The organism is Rhizobium sp. Leaf262, from assembly GCF_001422245.1.
GTDB lineage: Bacteria > Pseudomonadota > Alphaproteobacteria > Rhizobiales > Rhizobiaceae > Agrobacterium.
In genome coordinates, this window is sequence record NZ_LMMM01000007.1 from 1 (window position 1) to 16007 (window position 16007).

Here is a 16007-nt window from a genome sequence, read left to right on the forward strand (position 1 = left end):
CGGGCCTATGCCAGTGCCATCGGCGGCGTGCCAAGACCGATACGATCGATGCAGCCCTGATCGCCGCTTTCGTCGTGGCGACGAAACCGCAGATCCGCCCGCTGCGCGATGCGCAAACCCAGGCCTTGTCGGCCCTTGTCGACCGCAGGCGACAGATCGTTCAGATGATCGTGGCGGAGGAAAACCGGCTACGGATGGCGTTGGACAAGAGCACGCACAAGAGCATCAAACGGTTGTTGGCGGCACTGCGCCGCGAGATGGAGAGCATCGATGCCGACATGGATGACCATATCCGCAAATCGCCCCTGTGGCGTGTGCGCGAGGCCTTGCTGACCTCGGTGCCGGGTGTGGGACGGGCCACGGCACGCACGCTTCTGGCCGAAATGCCGGAACTGGGTAGTCTGGACMGACGYCAGATCGCATCGCTTGCGGGACTGGCGCCATGGACACGGCAATCGGGCAAGTGGAAAGGCAAGAGCTTCATCGGTGGCGGGCGCWCCAAGGTGCGGGCCGTGCTGTTCATGGCAGCACTGGTCGCATCTCGCCACAACCCGTTGCTGAAGGAATTCCGCGATCGTCTCGTGGCGTCCGGCAAGNGATCGTCGCCATCGTGGCCACCATGCGCAAGCTGCTCACCATCCTCAACGCCATCGTTCGGGAGAATAAACCATGGCAAAACGCTTGACTGCCAAGACAGTCGCTCTGCCCTGCCGGGCATCTCCCCCACAAGGAGGGAGATTGGCTCGTGGATAGTTCGCGGCCATCTCGAACGCTGCGGCTGAGTGGAGGCTGTGCGCCCAGCCGATCTCCCTCCTTGTGGGGGAGATGTCCGGCAGGACAGAGGGGGGTAAGCCCCACCGCCTCCGCCCAACTTCCTCCTCACGTCCCAATGCGTTGGGCCAGGCATATTNCATCTCGAACGCTGCGGCTGAGTGGAGGCTGTGCGCCCAGCCGATCTCCCTCCTTGTGGGGGAGATGTCCGGCAGGACAGAGGGGGGTAAGCCCCACCGCCTCCGCCCAACTTCCTCCTCACGTCCCACAAAACGTCCGAAACACCCGCTCGTGCCCCATCGGCGCCTGCATATAAACCCCAAACTCAGGCACCTCTTCAAACGGTCGCGCGGTCGCCCGAACCATCGCATGAAACGGCTCGAAATCACCATCTTCCACGGCAGCCACAATCACTTCCTCAATACGGTGGTTGCGCGGAATGACCGCCGGGTTTACCGCCCGCATGGCCTGCGCACGGGCGCTCTCGGTCTCGCTCTCGCGCCAGGTCCGCTGCCGCCAGCGCGCCAGCCATTCGTCCGCACCGGCGATATCGGTGAACATGCCGCGAAACGCCTCTGGGCTACCATCCGCCGCATCGCACAGCCTGCGAAATGTCAGCGTGAAATCCACCTCGTTTCGCTGCATCAAACCCAGCAGATCCTGCACCAATTGCTCATCGGCATCGTCCTGCGTGCTCAGCCCCAGCTTCTGCCGCATGCCGGAAAGCCAGCGTTTGGGGAAGTCGCTGGCGAACTCCGCCAGCACGGAATTGGCAAGCTCCACCGCCGTATCGGAATCGTCATCCAGCAGCGGCAGCAGGCATTCCGCCAGCCGTGCGATGTTCCACTGCGCAATGCCGGGCTGGCTGTTATAGGCGTAACGACCCTGCGCATCGATGGAGGAGAACACTTTGTTAGGATTATATTCATCCATGAAGGCGCAAGGCCCGAAGTCGATCGTCTCGCCGGAGATCGCGACATTGTCCGTGTTCATCACCCCATGGATGAAGCCCACCATCAGCCAGCGGCAGACCAGTTCGCGCTGCCGCTCCGCAATGGCTTGCAGCAGGGCAAAATAGGGCTTCTCGGCCCGTTTGACGTCAGGATAGTGCCGGTTGATCACATAATCCGCCAGCACCTTGATGGCCGCATGGTCCTCACGCGCCGCGAAATACTGGAACGTCCCGACCCGGATGTGGCTCGCCGCCACCCGCGTCACCACGCCGCCGGGCAGACCAGTTTCGCGCTGCACCCGCTCGCCCGTCGCCACCGCTGCCAGCGCGCGTGTGGCGGGAATGCCGAGCGCGTGCATGGCCTCGGACACGATATATTCCCGCAGCACCGGCCCCAGCGCCGCCCGCCCATCGCCACGCCTCGAAAACTTCGTCGGTCCGGAACCCTTTAGCTGAATATCCCGACGTTTCCCATTGATATCAACCACTTCCCCCAGCAAAATCGCCCGCCCATCACCCAGCTGCGGCACGAAATTGCCGAACTGATGCCCCGCATAGGCCATCGCCAAAGGCTCCGCCCCCTGCGGCACGACATTACCGGAAAAGATCGCCGCCAAGCGCGCATCATCCACGCCATCAAGCTCGAGCCCAAGCTCATCCGCCAAAGGCTTGTTGAACGCAATCAACACCGGTGCCGCCACCGGCGTGGGCAAGGCAGCGGCGGTAAAATGCTCCGGAAGACGCGCATAGGAATTATCAAAATGGATCACGGGTAATCTCCCTGTTTCCATCTATATGGGACTGGCTGACGTGATTTGCCAACGACTAAGAAGCGTACTGGGTGATAGTCAGGCAGCTCTCAAGTCTATTGTTCGCAAGGGCATGTGCTTTACGATGGGCGTCTGCGGGCTGACATGAGAGGAAACGAAATGCAGTGCTTCGGCAAACTCCGCATCAGAGGCAAAGGCGCGCTTCGGCAGTGTCAGCGCCTCACGTTTCGACAGCGCGAGAAATAGATGCCGGTCGGTCTCGATAACTTTCACGATCGACGTCCAGGACACTTCACTGCGAATGCCTTCGGAGCGCGCCAGAATGGCGCTCTCCAGCAATTCGATGACAATCTCTTTGTTGGCAGACGCATTTTTCTTGAAGACATAAGCTGCCAACAAGCCCGCCAATTGTCTGCCAAATAAAGTAAATATGAGCGGTAAAAACCAGAGCGGCAGAAGGTTCACGTAGAGCTTCACATAGTGAGGTGGAACACTTTCCGTGCCCTTCAACGCCATAAAGATGAATATGTGCGTCGCAATAATGATCGCGAAGAACAGCGTGAGGACGGTGGCCAGAACGGACCGACGCACCATAGCCTTGGTCAGCGCAACGAAATCCCGTCTCTCGAACACGTAGCTAAACTTTCGCACCACCCACCCTTACTTTTTCACAGCCATGGATATCGCCGCGGTTTCTGTTAAACCAGAGCGGGCGATATTTGTGAATGGGTGAAAGATGAATCGTCGTGAATCACTGATTTTTGCGGGGCTCATGGCGCTGGTTGCTGCTGGCTTTCTCATCGTGGCACCAACATTACATTCCAATGCCGAACCAGCACTATCGGGGCAACTTTTTCTTATCGGTATGGTTTTGATTTTTGCGACCGTGAGCGCCTTGTTTCATATTCTGCTGGCGCCGCTATTTCTGAAGATATCCGTGAAAACCTCTCTTGGGCTGCTTGTTGTCGCCCTATGCATATCCTTCCTTACGGACTGGATACGGCAGGCTTGAACTTTAACCTGCCCACTTTCGTTCCTATCCTGTGATCGCAATAGAGACGAAAGGATAGTGGAATGAACGATACCGCCTTGCCCGTAGAGATCGAGAGCGCAATCCGCACCATTCAAACCGATCTTCCGGTCAACGCCACATTCCATATCTGGTTGAAGGCGAAGAAGGCCGATGAGCCGGGGGCTGTTTCGTTTTCCAACCATAACGGCAAGTTCGCTGAGGTCTCCTCCACGAATGTCGATGAATATAATTTCCGCATCTATCAGGTCTTTGGTGGCGGTCGCGTCGAGCTGAGCTATGATACGGTCACCACAGCCGTCTCCGTCATCTACTGGTTCGTCCAGTCTGACGTGCTGGAAACCGGCATTACAGTCGTCCACACCAAGCCGGATAATGCCGCCCCCGATCTGCCGGATAGCTACCATTTTCGCCCACCCTTCGGCTGGATGAACGATCCCAACGGCTTTGGCCGTTTCGAGGGGCGTCCGCATCTGTTTTATCAGCATTATTCCCACGGCCTGCGCTGGAACACCATGCATTGGGGCCATGCGGTATCCTCGGATTACCTGCGCTGGCGGCACCTGCCGATCTTCCTCTTTCCCTCCGAAGACCTGACGACAAGGCCGGACAAGCGCGGCGGGGCCTATTCCGGCTCCACAATTCCGCTGGTGGAAGGCACCGGCATCCGCGTGTTCTTTACCGAGCAGGTGCAGGACCGTGTGCCGGAACAGCAGATCCAGCTGACCGCCACATCGTCAGATCTCATCATGGCCGGTCAGGCCGACGTCATTCTAGGCCACCGTCCGGATAACCAAGGCCTGACGCCTGACTTCCGCGACCCTTATGTGGTGCGCGGGCCGGATGGCCTTTGGAAAATGCTGCTGGGCAGCCAGAGCGATGGCGGCGGCGTTATTCTGCTTTATGAAACGCAAGACCCCACAGCCGCCTCCGGCTGGACCTATGTCGGCAAACTGTGGGTGGAAACACGCTACAAGACCACGGCCATCGAATGCCCCTGCCTGCTGCCGCTGGATGGCCCGGCCAATGCCCGCTCCACCCGCTGGGTGCTGACCTATGGCCTCATGCATTCGGAAGATGCCGCAACCGGTCGCAAGAACCTGACCATGGCCGACGTCGGCTGGTTCGATGGCAAGACTTTCGTCAAGGAATTCGGCCAGGAACTGGATTTCGGCACGGATAATTACGCGTTTCAGGCCTTTCTGGATGGCGATACTATCGTCGGCATCGGCTGGCTAGCCAATTGGGCGGATGCGACGCCGGAAATCGACTTCCCCACCGCCATGACCCTTCCGCGCCGCCTGCATTTTTCCCACGGCGCGCTGCTGACGCCGCCCATCGGTGCGGCAGAAAGCCTGCGCCACCGCATTCTGGACCGCACAAGGCTGGCGGCGGGAGAGCGGGTAGAGCTCCAGACGGGCGCCGTCGAACTGCTGTTCGAACTCACCAAGCCCGGCCTTCCTTTCGAGTTGGAACTGGACCATCCCGGTGTGAAGCTTGGTGTGGTCTGTGATGAAACAGGCCTCTGGATTCGCCATGAAGACGGCCGCGAAGGCCCCTCGCCGCGCTATATTTCCGAGGGTGCACGCCCCTTCCGCCTGCGTATTTTCCTCGATTATGGCTCCATCGAAGTCTTTGCCGACCATGGCCGTTATGTCGGCACCAAGCGCCTTGAAAGCTTCGAGCCGGTGCGCGCAGCCCACCTGAAAAGCATCGACGGGGCCGTGGCCCACGCCACGATCTGGGCGCTAAAACAGTAAGCCCTCAGGAACATTAGCCTCCCTGCATCGTTGTCTTGGTAAGAAACTTATCCAGAGGAGAGCTTCGTGACCAAGATTCAGGGAACCGATCCCATTCTATTTCCATCCGAGGCCAATGAGAACAAAGGCGAAAAAAAACGCGCCGGCCGCGGCATCATCCTCGTCATCGCTGGCGTCGGCATCATGGCCTTCGTCATCTATCTGGCAATGATCGTGTTCATGACAACGCAGTCATAATAGCTGCGCGCATCCTCCCCTTCCCCAAACAAGACAGGAACACGACCATGGACCCGCGCAAGCCCCTCACAGAAAACGAAGACGCCCTCGATCAGGACATCGTAGACCTTGAAGTAGACGACCTCCCAGAAGACGGCGAACTTTCCCAGCAGATCGAACAGGAACTGCGAGACGAAGAAGCCGAAACCGACGACGATCCCTATCAGGAAAGCGACGACGCTCTGCCAGATGATGTCGAAGAAAAGGTACTGGATCGCAATCCATCCCGCGAGGGTGGGAAGTTCGACGAGGTTTGATCGTCGAGAAATTCCGATGGTTTTAAAGGGTGATCTCGGATCACCCTTTTTCATTTGCTCCGCGCGCCAAAAATCGCTTCAGCATATGCCGTTGATGATCTTGAGCACCAAAGAAAACCGCAAGGAGTTTGACTTGCCGGCAATCCTTCAGAACCTCGAAATAAAATATGGCTTTGTTTTTCGTCACGTTGCGCAAGCCGGGTAAGAGATGAGTCGATAAGGTTCCTTGAAACGGTGCGCGCCCCAGAAGCTCAATCTCTTTTTCGATCGACCTGAGCCTGGCGCTCGCCCGCTCAAACGCATCTCCTAACTCGTCCCCAAAAGCTAAGTACGACTCTAGGAGATGATCGAAGAGCAATTCTAGATCACGCTCGACATCCTCCGAGCGAATAATCTCAAAGGCCATAAGCAGCCTTTTTCGCTGCAATCATTGCCTCGGTACGTTTTTCCCCTTCTTCCTGAGATATAAACGGACCTTTGCTGCGCTCCTCCAGCAGTGCCTTGAGCGCCGCCAATTCAGCGTCATGTAACTCGGTCTCCTGACGCAGAAGTTCTATTCCGCGCTGAACCACAGCACTGAGACTGGAGAACCTACCATCCTCAACAAGCTGGCGTGCAAAGCTATCCTGTTGATCTGAAATGGAAACCGACGCTTTAACCGACATAACCACTCTCCATTGGGAAAACGACTACTACTCAGTAGCATATTCGTTTCTCCTTTGCCAGAACATCACCCCACCCGCTCCGGGCTATACCCCACCTCCCGCATCGCCTCCTCCGCCATCGCGGCATCGCCAGTCACCGTCACACGGTGCGTAGAAAGGTCGATGCCGATGTCCGCGCCGGGAAGCGCCTCTGCAAGCGCGCCCCGTATCGTTTTCTTGCAGTGGCCGCAAGTCATGTCGGGTACGGTGAAGATGGTGGTTGTCATGTTGATTTCCTTTTTATTCCAATTACTTCTGCATCACTAAGGCGTCGATGCCTGCCAGATCGTCCAAAATGGGGCAGTCCGGTCGGTGGTCACCGCCGCAGCAGTGGGCGAGATGGGAGAGCGTTTTGACCATGGCTTTCATCTCCGCGATCTTGCGCTCGAGATCATTGATGTGGGCGAGTGCTATGTCTTTGACGGCGGAGCTTTCGCGGGTTTTGTCCTGCCAGAGTTTCAGCAGCGTTTCCGTTTCCTCCAGAGAAAAACCCAGCGTGCGGGAGCGCTTGATGAAGCGCAGATTGTGCACATCCTGCTCGCCATAGGTCCGATAATTATTGCCGGTGCGCGCCGCAGGGGTGATAAGGCCGATCTGCTCGTAATAGCGGATCATCTTGGCCGATACGCCCGACGCCTCCGATGCCTGACCGATATTCATGTCGATACCCTCGCTGTTTTCAATCTCAACGCATTGCCCAGCACGAAGACCGAGGACAGCGCCATCGCCCCCGCCCCGACCATGGGCGACAGCATGATGCCGAACCCCGGATAAAGCGCACCTGCCGCGACGGGAATGAGCGCGACATTGTACCCGAAGGCCCAGAACAGGTTCTGGCGGATGTTGCGCATGGTGGCGCGGCTCATCTCGATAGCATGCAACACACCCATCAGATCACCACCCACCAGCACCACATCGGCGCTTTCAATGGCGACATCCGTGCCGGTGCCGATGGCGATACCGATATCGGCTTCAGCCAGCGCCGGTGCGTCATTGATCCCGTCGCCCACGAAAGCCAGTGTCTTACCGCCGTTGCGCAGATCATGAATTGCCTGGACCTTGCCCTGCGGCAGGACCTCGGCAACGACCTTTTCGATGCCCACCTGGCTGGCGATGGCTTTGGCCGTGCGTGCATTATCCCCCGTCACCATCGCCACCTCTATGCCCATGGATTTCAAGGCTTTGATGGCATGGATGCTGGATGATTTCAGCGGATCGGCCACCGCGATGATCGCCGCCAGCTGGCCGTCGATGGCGGCGTAAAGCGGTGTTTTGCCTTCGTTGCCCAGCTTTTGTGCGGCATCCGCGAATGTTGCGATGGAGAGGCCGAGTTTGGACATGAAGCGGTCTGCGCCGACGTCTATTTTGAGGCCATCCACAGTGACGGAAATGCCGTAGCCGGTAATGCTTTGGAAGTTGGTGATTGAGGGAGCGAAGACCCCCTCTGCCCTGCCGGGCTTCGTCGCTGCAATCGATTCACTGGATCGAGTGCTCTGCTGCGCAGACCGCTCCTCTGCCCCCACAAGGGGGGAGAGACCAAGTGGCGAGCTTACCATTCCATCATCGAACGGTTCAGCCGGGTTAGCCCCTCCCCCTTGTGGGGAGGGGTTGGGGAGGGGTTCTTCCCCCCTCGCCGCCCGCACAATCGCCTCCGCAATCGGATGCTCCGACCGACTCTCCACCGCCGCAACCAGCCTCAAAACCTCCCGGCGCTCAAACCCATCGGCCACCACCAGATCGGTCAGCTCCGGCCTGCCCTTCGTCACTGTCCCGGTCTTGTCCACCACCACGATCCCGGCAGACCGCAGGGCCTGCAAAGCCTCACCCTTGCGAAACAACACGCCCAGTTCCGCAGCCCGGCCCGTGCCGACCATGATCGATGTCGGCGTCGCAAGCCCCATGGCGCAAGGGCATGCGATGATGAGGACTGCGACGGCATTGATCAGTGCATAGGTAAAGGCAGGCTGCGGCCCAAAGATCGCCCAGACCACGAAAGTCAGCACCGCAACGCCAATCACGACAGGCACGAACAGCGCGGTTACCCGGTCCACCAGAAGCTGGATCGGCAGTTTTGCGCCCTGCGCCTGCTCCACCAACCGGATGATCTGCGCCAGCATCGTATCGGCGCCGACCTTCGTCGCGCGGAATGTCAGCGTGCCATTGCCATTGATCGTGCCGCCGGTCACACGCGCGCCCACAGTCTTTTCCACCGGCACCGGCTCGCCCGAGATCATCGATTCATCGATATAGGACGCACCCTCCACCACCTCGCCATCCACAGCCAGGCGCTCGCCGGGGCGGATGATGATGAGGTCGCCCACCACGACCTCGTCTGGTGCAATATCCAGCGTCTGCCCGCCCCGCTCCACCCGCGCCGTCTTGGCCTGAAGGCTCGCCAGTTTGCGGATGGCATCGCCCGTCTTGCCGCTGGCGCGGGCCTCCAGCAGCCGCCCGATCAGGATCAGCGTCACGATAACGGTCGCTGCCTCGTAATAGACATGCCGGGCATTCTCCGGCAGCAGACCGGGTGCAAAGGTCGTCACCAGCGAATAGAGATAGGCCGCACTCACCCCCAGCGCGACAAGCGAATTCATCTCCGGTGCGCCATGCGCAAGGGCCGGAAAACCGCTCTTCAGGAACCGCCAGCCCGGCCCGAAAATTACCACCGTCGCCAGCGCGAAATAGACGTAATACAGCGTCTGCGTCTCGATAACGCCCATCAGCCAATGGTGCATGGGCGCGTAAAGATGCCCGCCCATTTCCAGCACGAAAAGCGGCGCGGTGAAAATGGCCGCCAGAATGACATCCCGCTTCAGCGTCGCCTCGTCACCGGCATGGTGGCTATGCTCATGCCCTGCGTGGTCGCGGGCCGCCGCACCCGGAGCCTTCAGCGCAAATCCGGCGAGCCTCGCCGTTTCCACCAGCACCTCACGCTGACGCGCACCGCCCATGCTCTCGATGGTCACAGTCCCGTTCTGCGCATTCACCTCCACGTTTACAGTGGTCGGCGCGGCTTCCAGCACGGTCTTCAACCGCGCGGCATCTTCCGCACCCTTCAAGCCAAGCACCGAAAGCGTGATCGTCTGGGGCGCAACCTCATAACCAATCTTCTTCACCGCCGCGGCCAGTGTCTTTGCCGAAAAGCCTGCCGCCGGTTCCACCGTCAGCTTCTTCGTCGCAAAATTCACCGAGCTCGCCGCCACCCCCGGCACCTTCCCCGCCGCCACCTCAACGCGCCGCACGCAGGACGCACAGGTCATGCCCTCCACGGACACGGAAATCGGCTCTGCCGGGATGGTGGTCTTGACTGTCTCATTCATGGGATTTCCCCTTTCGAGACCTCATGTAATGCTTCCCATGATGGGAAGGTCAAGGGATGTGATTGTATTTCTCGGCATGCCGTCTAAAACGGTTTCACGATATTGATGCCCGCCATTTTTAAAACGCGAGATTGGAAACGCCGATGCGATTTTCACTTATGGTTTTTCTTCTGACAGTGGCAATGATGAACCAGGCCTATGCCAACTGGATCCAGTTCGGCGATCAGTCCCTGCCCTGCTCCAGTCAATACGATGTCGTTCAGGCCAAGAGCCTTTACACTGCACAGGTGCTGGACAACGGAACGGGCAAGCTCCATTTCGTCAAGAACCCCGCAACAGACAAACAATGCGCAAGTGACGCGACGAAATGCCGGGAGGATGCCTATCTTATTCCTGGCGACAGGGTGATCGTTTCCTCTGGAACGGACGAGTTGTCCTGTGTTCTCTATGTTTCGCCCAAGGGAACCAGCAAGATGGGCTTTCTGCCGGCCAATTGCCTCGACTTCGAAACCAATGTCTTCGCGAAGTTCGATACGCTCGAAATGCAGGGCGACTGGACGACCGGAAATTCCACCATTACGATATCAGGTGGAGAGAGCAGCTTCGTGATGATTGACGGGGAAGCCAGCAACGGGCCGCCCTCCTATCACACCGGGTCAATCATGGGACCGGCGTTTCTTCAGCCAGAAGGCATGTTGGCCGGTTATGAAGATAACCACTACGATGGTTCAGAGCCCGCCAGTGGCACACCTGGATCCTTCGACGGTTGTCGTGTCCGTCTTCGTTCGCTGACCCATTTTATGGTTGTGGAAGACAATGACAGCTGCGGTGGACAGGGTGTGAGTTTTTCCGGCGTTTACGTCAAAAAGTCTGAAACAGAAACGCCTACCAAATAAGATCGCCCTCTAAGCTTGACGTAGAGACGCTCCCTTGACGTCATCTCATCGATCTTACTTATGAAGCATCGTTTCTTCCCGATTATTGGGAAAAATTTTTAAACGACATGTCGTTACAGGCTCGTGTCGAAGGAACCTTCTTTTCGACTCCAATGCCGCCATGCACCATCAGACCAAGAGCAGAAAACGCCGCCGAGACTGCCTTTAAAAAGGCCGCCGCCAAGGCCACAGCAATCAGCAAGGGCCAGGTGACGGCCCCCACCATCAGCACCACATGCTTCAGCCGCCATACACCACCATTCCGGTTGCGCTCGACAATAACGAACATGGCAAAAACGCCCGCGTGTAAAAAATATACCGCACCCAAAAATGCTTCAAACATTCCAACAGCCCCAACCGCTTAATAGTGTCTTAACTAGCAGCGGTCGCGTGAAGGTACATCGCCCAAATGGGTGAGAGGTTGCGATTTTATGAATAAGTCACCGAATTCCCCGCCGCCACCTCAACGCGCCGCATACAGGACGCACGGGTCATCCCCACGAACACGGAAACCGGCTCTGCCCGGATGATGGTCTTGACGGTCTCATTGGATGTCCCTTTCGAGACCTGATTTAATGCTTCCCATGATGAGAAGGTTGAGGGAAAACGACGATATTTAACGCTCAGCGTCTCTTCTTGAAAATGATGCTCAATTGAGCTACATTTGAAAAGCTAGAAGGAGCAAGCCCATGACTGCCAACGCATATGTCAGAGCGCGTATCGACCAGACCGTCAAAGATGATGCCACGGCGGTACTCGACAGTCTTGGGCTGACCGTTTCCGATGTCATGCGCATGATGCTGACCCGAATTGCCCGGGAAAAGGCACTCCCCATCGAACTGACTCGCCCGAATGCGGAAACGCTGGCGGCGATGGAAGAGGCGCGCGCCATTGCTGCACATAAACGCGCTCGTTTTAATAAGGCCGAAGACATGTTTGACGCTCTGGACGGCGGCAAACAGTGAAAGGTCACAAAGGCGAAGAGAGCAAAGCAGCATCCAAACGGACGACCTTGCCGCGAAGCTGCGAGTTCACAAAGCAATTCCTGAAAGATTGGAAACGGCTGAACGCTTCGGGCCGGTACGATATGGTGAAACTAAAAGAGGTCATGCTGCTCCTCATCGCAAATGATGTAGCCTTACCGGCTCACTTGCGTGATCACGAGTTGACCGGCGAATGGCGCGATCATCGCGAATGCCACATCGGCGGTGATTTTCTCTTGATCTATCACACCGAAGAGCAGGCAAATCTGGTGGTGTTCACGCGCGCCGGAACACACTCTGAACTATTCAGATAGTATCCGAACCTAGCTTTACCGATGCACGGAAAAGCGCGGAATATCGCGTAAGAACTCTTCGCGCACCACCTGTCCCATGGGCTTGTCGGAGGGCTTGTCGCCCAAGCGGAAGCGGACGAAGACGATGTGTTGGCCTTCGCGTTCGGCCCAGCCGACGAACCAGCCGAAGGGGCGGTTGGGGTCGGGCTTGCCGTCACTGCCCATGAGATTGCCAGTGCCTGTCGTGCCATGGGCGCTCCAGGCTTCGGCGCCGTCATACACGGGAATGATGGCCTTGGTCTTGTTCTGCGCGTCGCGGGAAAAGGGCAGATTGTTGGCCAGCAGGCGGCGCATGAAGCCGATCTGTTCCACTGGCGAAATCGCCAGCGACGTGCCGACCCAGGCGTCGGTCAGCCCGTTGTTCTTGCCCGCTTCGCCAGCCACATCGGCATTGCCGAAACCCAGTCGCTTGACGTAAGCCGCAAATTTTTCCTGACCCAGACGGCTGGTGATCTCGCGCGAATACCAGCGAATGCCCTCTTTCTGCCAGCTTGTCGGATCGACCTTCTTGCGCTCCTGCGGTGCGGCCTCCATTCCCGTTTGCCACTCCCAGACGGGATTGAACTCATCCAGCAGAATGCCGGAATCATAACCAATCAGAGCCAGCGGCACCTTGAAGGTCGAGGCGGGAGAAACGCGCTTGTCGCAACTGCCCTGCTGGGTAATCACAGCGCCGGTTTCCACAGATGTCACGAAGGTGCACTCGAACGGCTGCAGCGATTGCGCACGCACGGGCGACCCTACTGCGAGAAGGCAGATTGGCAACAGAAGCGCGAAACGATTGCGCATGCATGATCCTTGACTTTGCGGCCATGCATCATAGCCGGGAACGGGCGTAAGAAAAGAGAGGGGCGGATTAAACGTTTGATGCGGCAGGAATAGGACAAACATTTCTCCTTCCTCATTCCTGTCCTTGTGACAGGAATCCAGTCGTCGCGCGTCTGCGCGGCGGAAGGACTCTTTTCAGCCCAAGGATTTGGCTAGCTGGATTCCTGTGACGAGCACAGGAATGAGGGTACACGAAAGAAACGGAGCAGATGCTTACCGCTGCTGCGCTTCCGGCTGCTCCCCCACTGTCAAAGGCCAGTCCACGACATAGTTTTCGAAGTCGTCGACATCGACGTCCTTCTCGTTGACCACGCGGCCACGTGCGGAAATGCCCGCAATATGCACGGTCTCCGGGTCACCGGAAACGAGATGGTGCCACCAGTAGAGATCGTGGCCGTCACGCACCAGCGCATAGGCGCAGGTCGGCGGCAGCCAGCCGATTTCGTTGACAAGCTTCAGGTTGAGCTGAATACAGTCAGGCACGGTGGCAAAACGGTCGGCGTAATCCGAACAGGCGCAGCTGTCGCCGTCCAGCAGCTGACAGGAAACGGAGGTGAACACCACCTCGCCCGTATCCCAATCTTCCAGCTTGTTGAGACAGCAAAGGCCACAGCCATCGCACAGGCTTTCCCATTCGCTGTTACTCATTTGCGCCAGCGACTTTGTTTTCCAGAATGGCGCGTCACTCATCGTTAACATTTCCGTTTCATTTTGCATCATCAGGCGGCAACATGAACTAGCCCGTTTGGTCATATCGCCATCGGCCAGCTTTTAGGATAATTCTAAAATCAGGCGGAGTGGTGGTGAGGAATGACCCGCGCAAGGTTGCTGCGTCAAGCATCCGCTTGCCAAAATCGAACAGGAATTCGTTGCAGGTGCAGGAAGATAAAGACAAGAAACAAACGCGCCGTAAACGCCATATTCTGCTGAGGATCGATTCATGGATCGATTCCGGCCTGTGGACGGCTGCGTCGCGCGTGTTCGATTTCTGGGAAGAGGTTACCATCGCTTCGCGCAAACTGCACGTGCGCGGCTGGAAGAAATTCCTCATCAACATCACCGACGACGCGTTGACCGTCGGCACAGCCGGTACCGTGCTGATGCTGGCGCTGGCCCTGCCCGCCTTCGAGGAAACCAAGAAGGACTGGCGCTATCGCGGTGATTTCGCCGTCACATTCCTGGATCGTTACGGCAACACCATCGGCCATCGCGGCATCATCCACGAAGATTCCGTACCGATCGACCAGATGCCGGATCATTTCATTAAAGCGGTTCTGGCCACCGAAGACCGTCGCTTCTTCGACCATTTCGGCATCGATTTCATCGGCCTTGCCCGCGCCATGAGCGAGAATGCGCGCGCTGGCGGCGTCGTGCAGGGCGGCTCCACGCTGACGCAGCAGCTGGCCAAGAACCTGTTTCTGACCAATGAACGCTCGCTGGAACGCAAGATCAAGGAAGCCTTTCTGGCGCTTTGGCTGGAAGCCAACATGTCGAAGAAAGAGATTCTCGCGCTTTATCTCGACCGCGCCTATATGGGCGGCGGCACATTCGGTGCGGCGGCGGCGGCGCAGTTCTATTTCGGTAAAAACCTGACGGATGTGACGCTGGCGGAATCCGCCATTCTGGCCGGTCTGTTCAAGGCACCGGCGAAATACGCGCCGCACGTCAACCTTCCCGCTGCCCGCGCCCGCGCCAACACGGTTCTTTCCAACCTCGTGCAGGGTGGCTTGATGACCGAAGGTCAGGTCGTCGGCGCACGCCGCAATCCGGCCACCGTCATCGACCGCGAAGACGTGAAAGCCCCGGATTATTTCCTCGACTGGGCCTTTGACGAAGTGCAGCGGCTGGCCAAGGACGGCAAGATCAAGGACCATACGGTCGTTGTGCGCACCACCATCGACACCGGGCTTCAACAGGCCGCCGAACAGGCGATGGAGGGCAGTCTTCGCGAGTTCGGAGACGGTTACAAGGTCAAGCAGGGCGCGATGGTGATGGTCGAGAATGGCGGCGGCATTCGCGCCATGGTCGGTGGCCGTGACTATGGCGAAAGCCAGTTCAACCGCGCGACGGCGGCTCTTCGCCAGCCGGGCTCATCCTTCAAGGTGTATACCTACTCCGCTGCCATGGAGAAGGGCTACAAGCCGGAGACGCTGATTTCAGATGCGCCCGTGACATGGCGCGGCTGGTCTCCGCAGAACTATGGCCGCTCCTATGCGGGCAAGGTGACGTTGCAGACAGCCCTTGCCAAATCCTACAACACCGTGCCGGTGCGGCTTGCCAAGGATGTTCTGGGCACGCAGATCATCGCCGATACGGCGAAAGCCATGGGCGTTGCCACACCGCTGCGGACCGACAAGACCATTCCACTCGGCACGTCGGAACTGACGGTGCTGGATCAGGCGACCGGCTATGCCGTGTTCCCGGCAGGCGGCATGCAATCGCGCCGTCACGGCATCGAGCAGGTGCTGGATTACGAAGGCAAGGTTCTCTACGACTTCGACCGCGACGAGCCGCCGGCGCATCGCGTGCTGTCGGAAGAAGCCAATTCCAAGATGAACCGCATGCTGGTGACCATTCCCGTGGAGGGAACGGCACGACGCGGCGCACTTGACAACGGCATCGTCTCCGGCGGCAAGACCGGCACGTCGCAGTCTTACCGCGACGCCTGGTATGTCGGCTTTACCGGCAACTACACGACTGCCGTGTGGTTCGGCAACGACGACTTCACCTCCATGAACAACATGACCGGCGGCGCCCTGCCCGCCATGACGTTCAAGCGACTGATGGACTATGCCCATCAGGGCATGGAGCTGCGCCCCATCCCCGGCATCCCCAACCCGCTGCCAACCGGCTCACGCCCGCAACCGGCGGCCCACGGCGCCCAGATCGCCTCTGCCGACGCCAATCCCCTACCGGCCCTTACCCGCCCACGCTCTCTTTCCGCCGAAGCAACAAGAGTTATCCGCTCTATCGGCAAGAAGCTGAAGGAAGCCTCTGCGCCATCGCTGACGGTGCAGAAGGTGGCCGATGTGGGGAGTGATGGGGTGAAGCGGTAGCGCTTTTCACAG

Annotated in this window: 19 protein-coding genes; 9 read left to right on the forward strand and 10 right to left on the reverse strand. The window is 58.4% G+C overall.

Features of this window, described 5'->3' with window-relative positions:
* The coding region (locus ASF29_RS08880; RefSeq protein ID WP_244473524.1) for a transposase at nt 1–596 on the forward strand (596 nt) is incomplete at both ends.
* Nucleotides 597–1029: 433 nt separating this feature from the next.
* On the opposite strand, the gene ASF29_RS08885 is transcribed toward ASF29_RS08880, so the two are convergent.
* The gene (locus ASF29_RS08885) at nt 1030–2514 is read right to left on the reverse strand and encodes a protein adenylyltransferase SelO (RefSeq protein WP_062450338.1); all 1485 of its coding nucleotides are present in this window, start codon (nt 2512–2514) and stop codon (nt 1030–1032) included.
* Between the two features lie 57 nt (nt 2515–2571).
* Entirely contained in the window at nt 2572–3144 is a 573-nt protein-coding gene (locus ASF29_RS08890; protein WP_156462583.1) for a YcxB family protein, read from the reverse strand.
* An 85-nt stretch (nt 3145–3229) separates the two neighbouring features.
* Between ASF29_RS08890 and ASF29_RS08895 the strand changes: the two genes are divergently transcribed.
* The 4 genes from ASF29_RS08895 (at nt 3230) to ASF29_RS08905 (ending at nt 5816) form a co-directional block, all read left to right on the forward strand.
* Nucleotides 3230–3505, forward strand: coding sequence for a hypothetical protein (locus ASF29_RS08895; RefSeq protein WP_062450340.1), 276 nt, complete (start codon nt 3230–3232; stop codon nt 3503–3505).
* A 62-nt stretch (nt 3506–3567) separates the two neighbouring features.
* Entirely contained in the window at nt 3568–5283 is a 1716-nt protein-coding gene (locus ASF29_RS08900; RefSeq protein WP_062450341.1) for a GH32 C-terminal domain-containing protein, read from the forward strand.
* Between the two features lie 66 nt (nt 5284–5349).
* Nucleotides 5350–5520 (forward strand): hypothetical protein, encoded by a 171-nt coding sequence (locus tag ASF29_RS24675; protein WP_200925529.1) that lies wholly within the window; start codon nt 5350–5352, stop codon nt 5518–5520.
* Nucleotides 5521–5567: 47 nt separating this feature from the next.
* Entirely contained in the window at nt 5568–5816 is a 249-nt protein-coding gene (locus ASF29_RS08905) for a hypothetical protein (protein ID WP_062450342.1), read from the forward strand.
* Between the two features lie 40 nt (nt 5817–5856).
* Here ASF29_RS08905 and ASF29_RS08910 read toward each other — a convergent pair whose 3' ends face one another.
* From ASF29_RS08910 to ASF29_RS08930, 5 genes are all read right to left on the reverse strand, one after another.
* The gene (locus ASF29_RS08910) at nt 5857–6222 is read right to left on the reverse strand and encodes a type II toxin-antitoxin system RelE/ParE family toxin (RefSeq protein ID WP_062450343.1); all 366 of its coding nucleotides are present in this window, start codon (nt 6220–6222) and stop codon (nt 5857–5859) included.
* Nucleotides 6212–6481 carry a type II toxin-antitoxin system ParD family antitoxin gene (locus ASF29_RS08915; protein WP_062450344.1) on the reverse strand — a complete coding sequence of 90 codons (270 nt, stop codon included), beginning with the start codon at nt 6479–6481 and terminating at the stop codon, nt 6212–6214. Before ASF29_RS08915 ends, ASF29_RS08910 begins: the two co-directional genes overlap by 11 nt.
* 65 nt (nt 6482–6546) lie before the next feature.
* Nucleotides 6547–6747, reverse strand: coding sequence for a heavy-metal-associated domain-containing protein (locus ASF29_RS08920; protein WP_062450345.1), 201 nt, complete (start codon nt 6745–6747; stop codon nt 6547–6549).
* Between the two features lie 22 nt (nt 6748–6769).
* The gene (gene cueR, locus ASF29_RS08925; protein WP_062450346.1) at nt 6770–7180 is read right to left on the reverse strand and encodes a Cu(I)-responsive transcriptional regulator; all 411 of its coding nucleotides are present in this window, start codon (nt 7178–7180) and stop codon (nt 6770–6772) included.
* Nucleotides 7177–9840 carry a heavy metal translocating P-type ATPase gene (locus ASF29_RS08930; RefSeq protein WP_062450347.1) on the reverse strand — a complete coding sequence of 888 codons (2664 nt, stop codon included), beginning with the start codon at nt 9838–9840 and terminating at the stop codon, nt 7177–7179. Before ASF29_RS08930 ends, cueR begins: the two co-directional genes overlap by 4 nt.
* A 143-nt stretch (nt 9841–9983) precedes the next feature.
* On the opposite strand from ASF29_RS08930, the gene ASF29_RS08935 reads away from it, so the two are divergent.
* Nucleotides 9984–10736, forward strand: coding sequence for a hypothetical protein (locus ASF29_RS08935; protein ID WP_156462584.1), 753 nt, complete (start codon nt 9984–9986; stop codon nt 10734–10736).
* A gap of 82 nt (nt 10737–10818) precedes the next feature.
* On the opposite strand, the gene ASF29_RS08940 is transcribed toward ASF29_RS08935, so the two are convergent.
* Complete coding sequence (locus tag ASF29_RS08940) at nt 10819–11118, reverse strand: hypothetical protein (protein ID WP_062450349.1); 300 nt, start codon at nt 11116–11118, stop codon at nt 10819–10821.
* 346 nt (nt 11119–11464) lie between these two features.
* On the opposite strand from ASF29_RS08940, the gene ASF29_RS08945 reads away from it, so the two are divergent.
* Both ASF29_RS08945 and ASF29_RS08950 read left to right on the forward strand, forming a co-directional pair.
* On the forward strand, nt 11465–11740 hold the full coding sequence (locus ASF29_RS08945; RefSeq protein WP_062450350.1) for a type II toxin-antitoxin system RelB/DinJ family antitoxin: 276 nt from the start codon (nt 11465–11467) through the stop codon (nt 11738–11740).
* Nucleotides 11737–12072: a type II toxin-antitoxin system YafQ family toxin gene (locus ASF29_RS08950; protein ID WP_062450351.1), complete on the forward strand. Its 336-nt coding sequence runs from the start codon at nt 11737–11739 to the stop codon at nt 12070–12072. The genes ASF29_RS08945 and ASF29_RS08950 overlap by 4 nt, the downstream gene beginning before the upstream one ends.
* 15 nt (nt 12073–12087) lie before the next feature.
* Here the strand turns inward: ASF29_RS08950 and blaOXA are convergent, their stop codons facing one another.
* Both blaOXA and ASF29_RS08960 read right to left on the reverse strand, forming a co-directional pair.
* Nucleotides 12088–12900, reverse strand: a complete 813-nt coding sequence (blaOXA, locus tag ASF29_RS08955) for a class D beta-lactamase (RefSeq protein WP_062450352.1) — start codon at nt 12898–12900, stop codon at nt 12088–12090.
* 252 nt (nt 12901–13152) lie between these two features.
* Nucleotides 13153–13629, reverse strand: coding sequence for a YcgN family cysteine cluster protein (locus tag ASF29_RS08960; protein WP_062450353.1), 477 nt, complete (start codon nt 13627–13629; stop codon nt 13153–13155).
* Nucleotides 13630–13814: 185 nt separating this feature from the next.
* Here ASF29_RS08960 and ASF29_RS08965 point away from each other — a divergent pair, with 185 nt between their 5' ends.
* Nucleotides 13815–15995: a transglycosylase domain-containing protein gene (locus ASF29_RS08965; RefSeq protein WP_062450564.1), complete on the forward strand. Its 2181-nt coding sequence runs from the start codon at nt 13815–13817 to the stop codon at nt 15993–15995.
* Nucleotides 15996–16007: the final 12 nt, after the last annotated feature.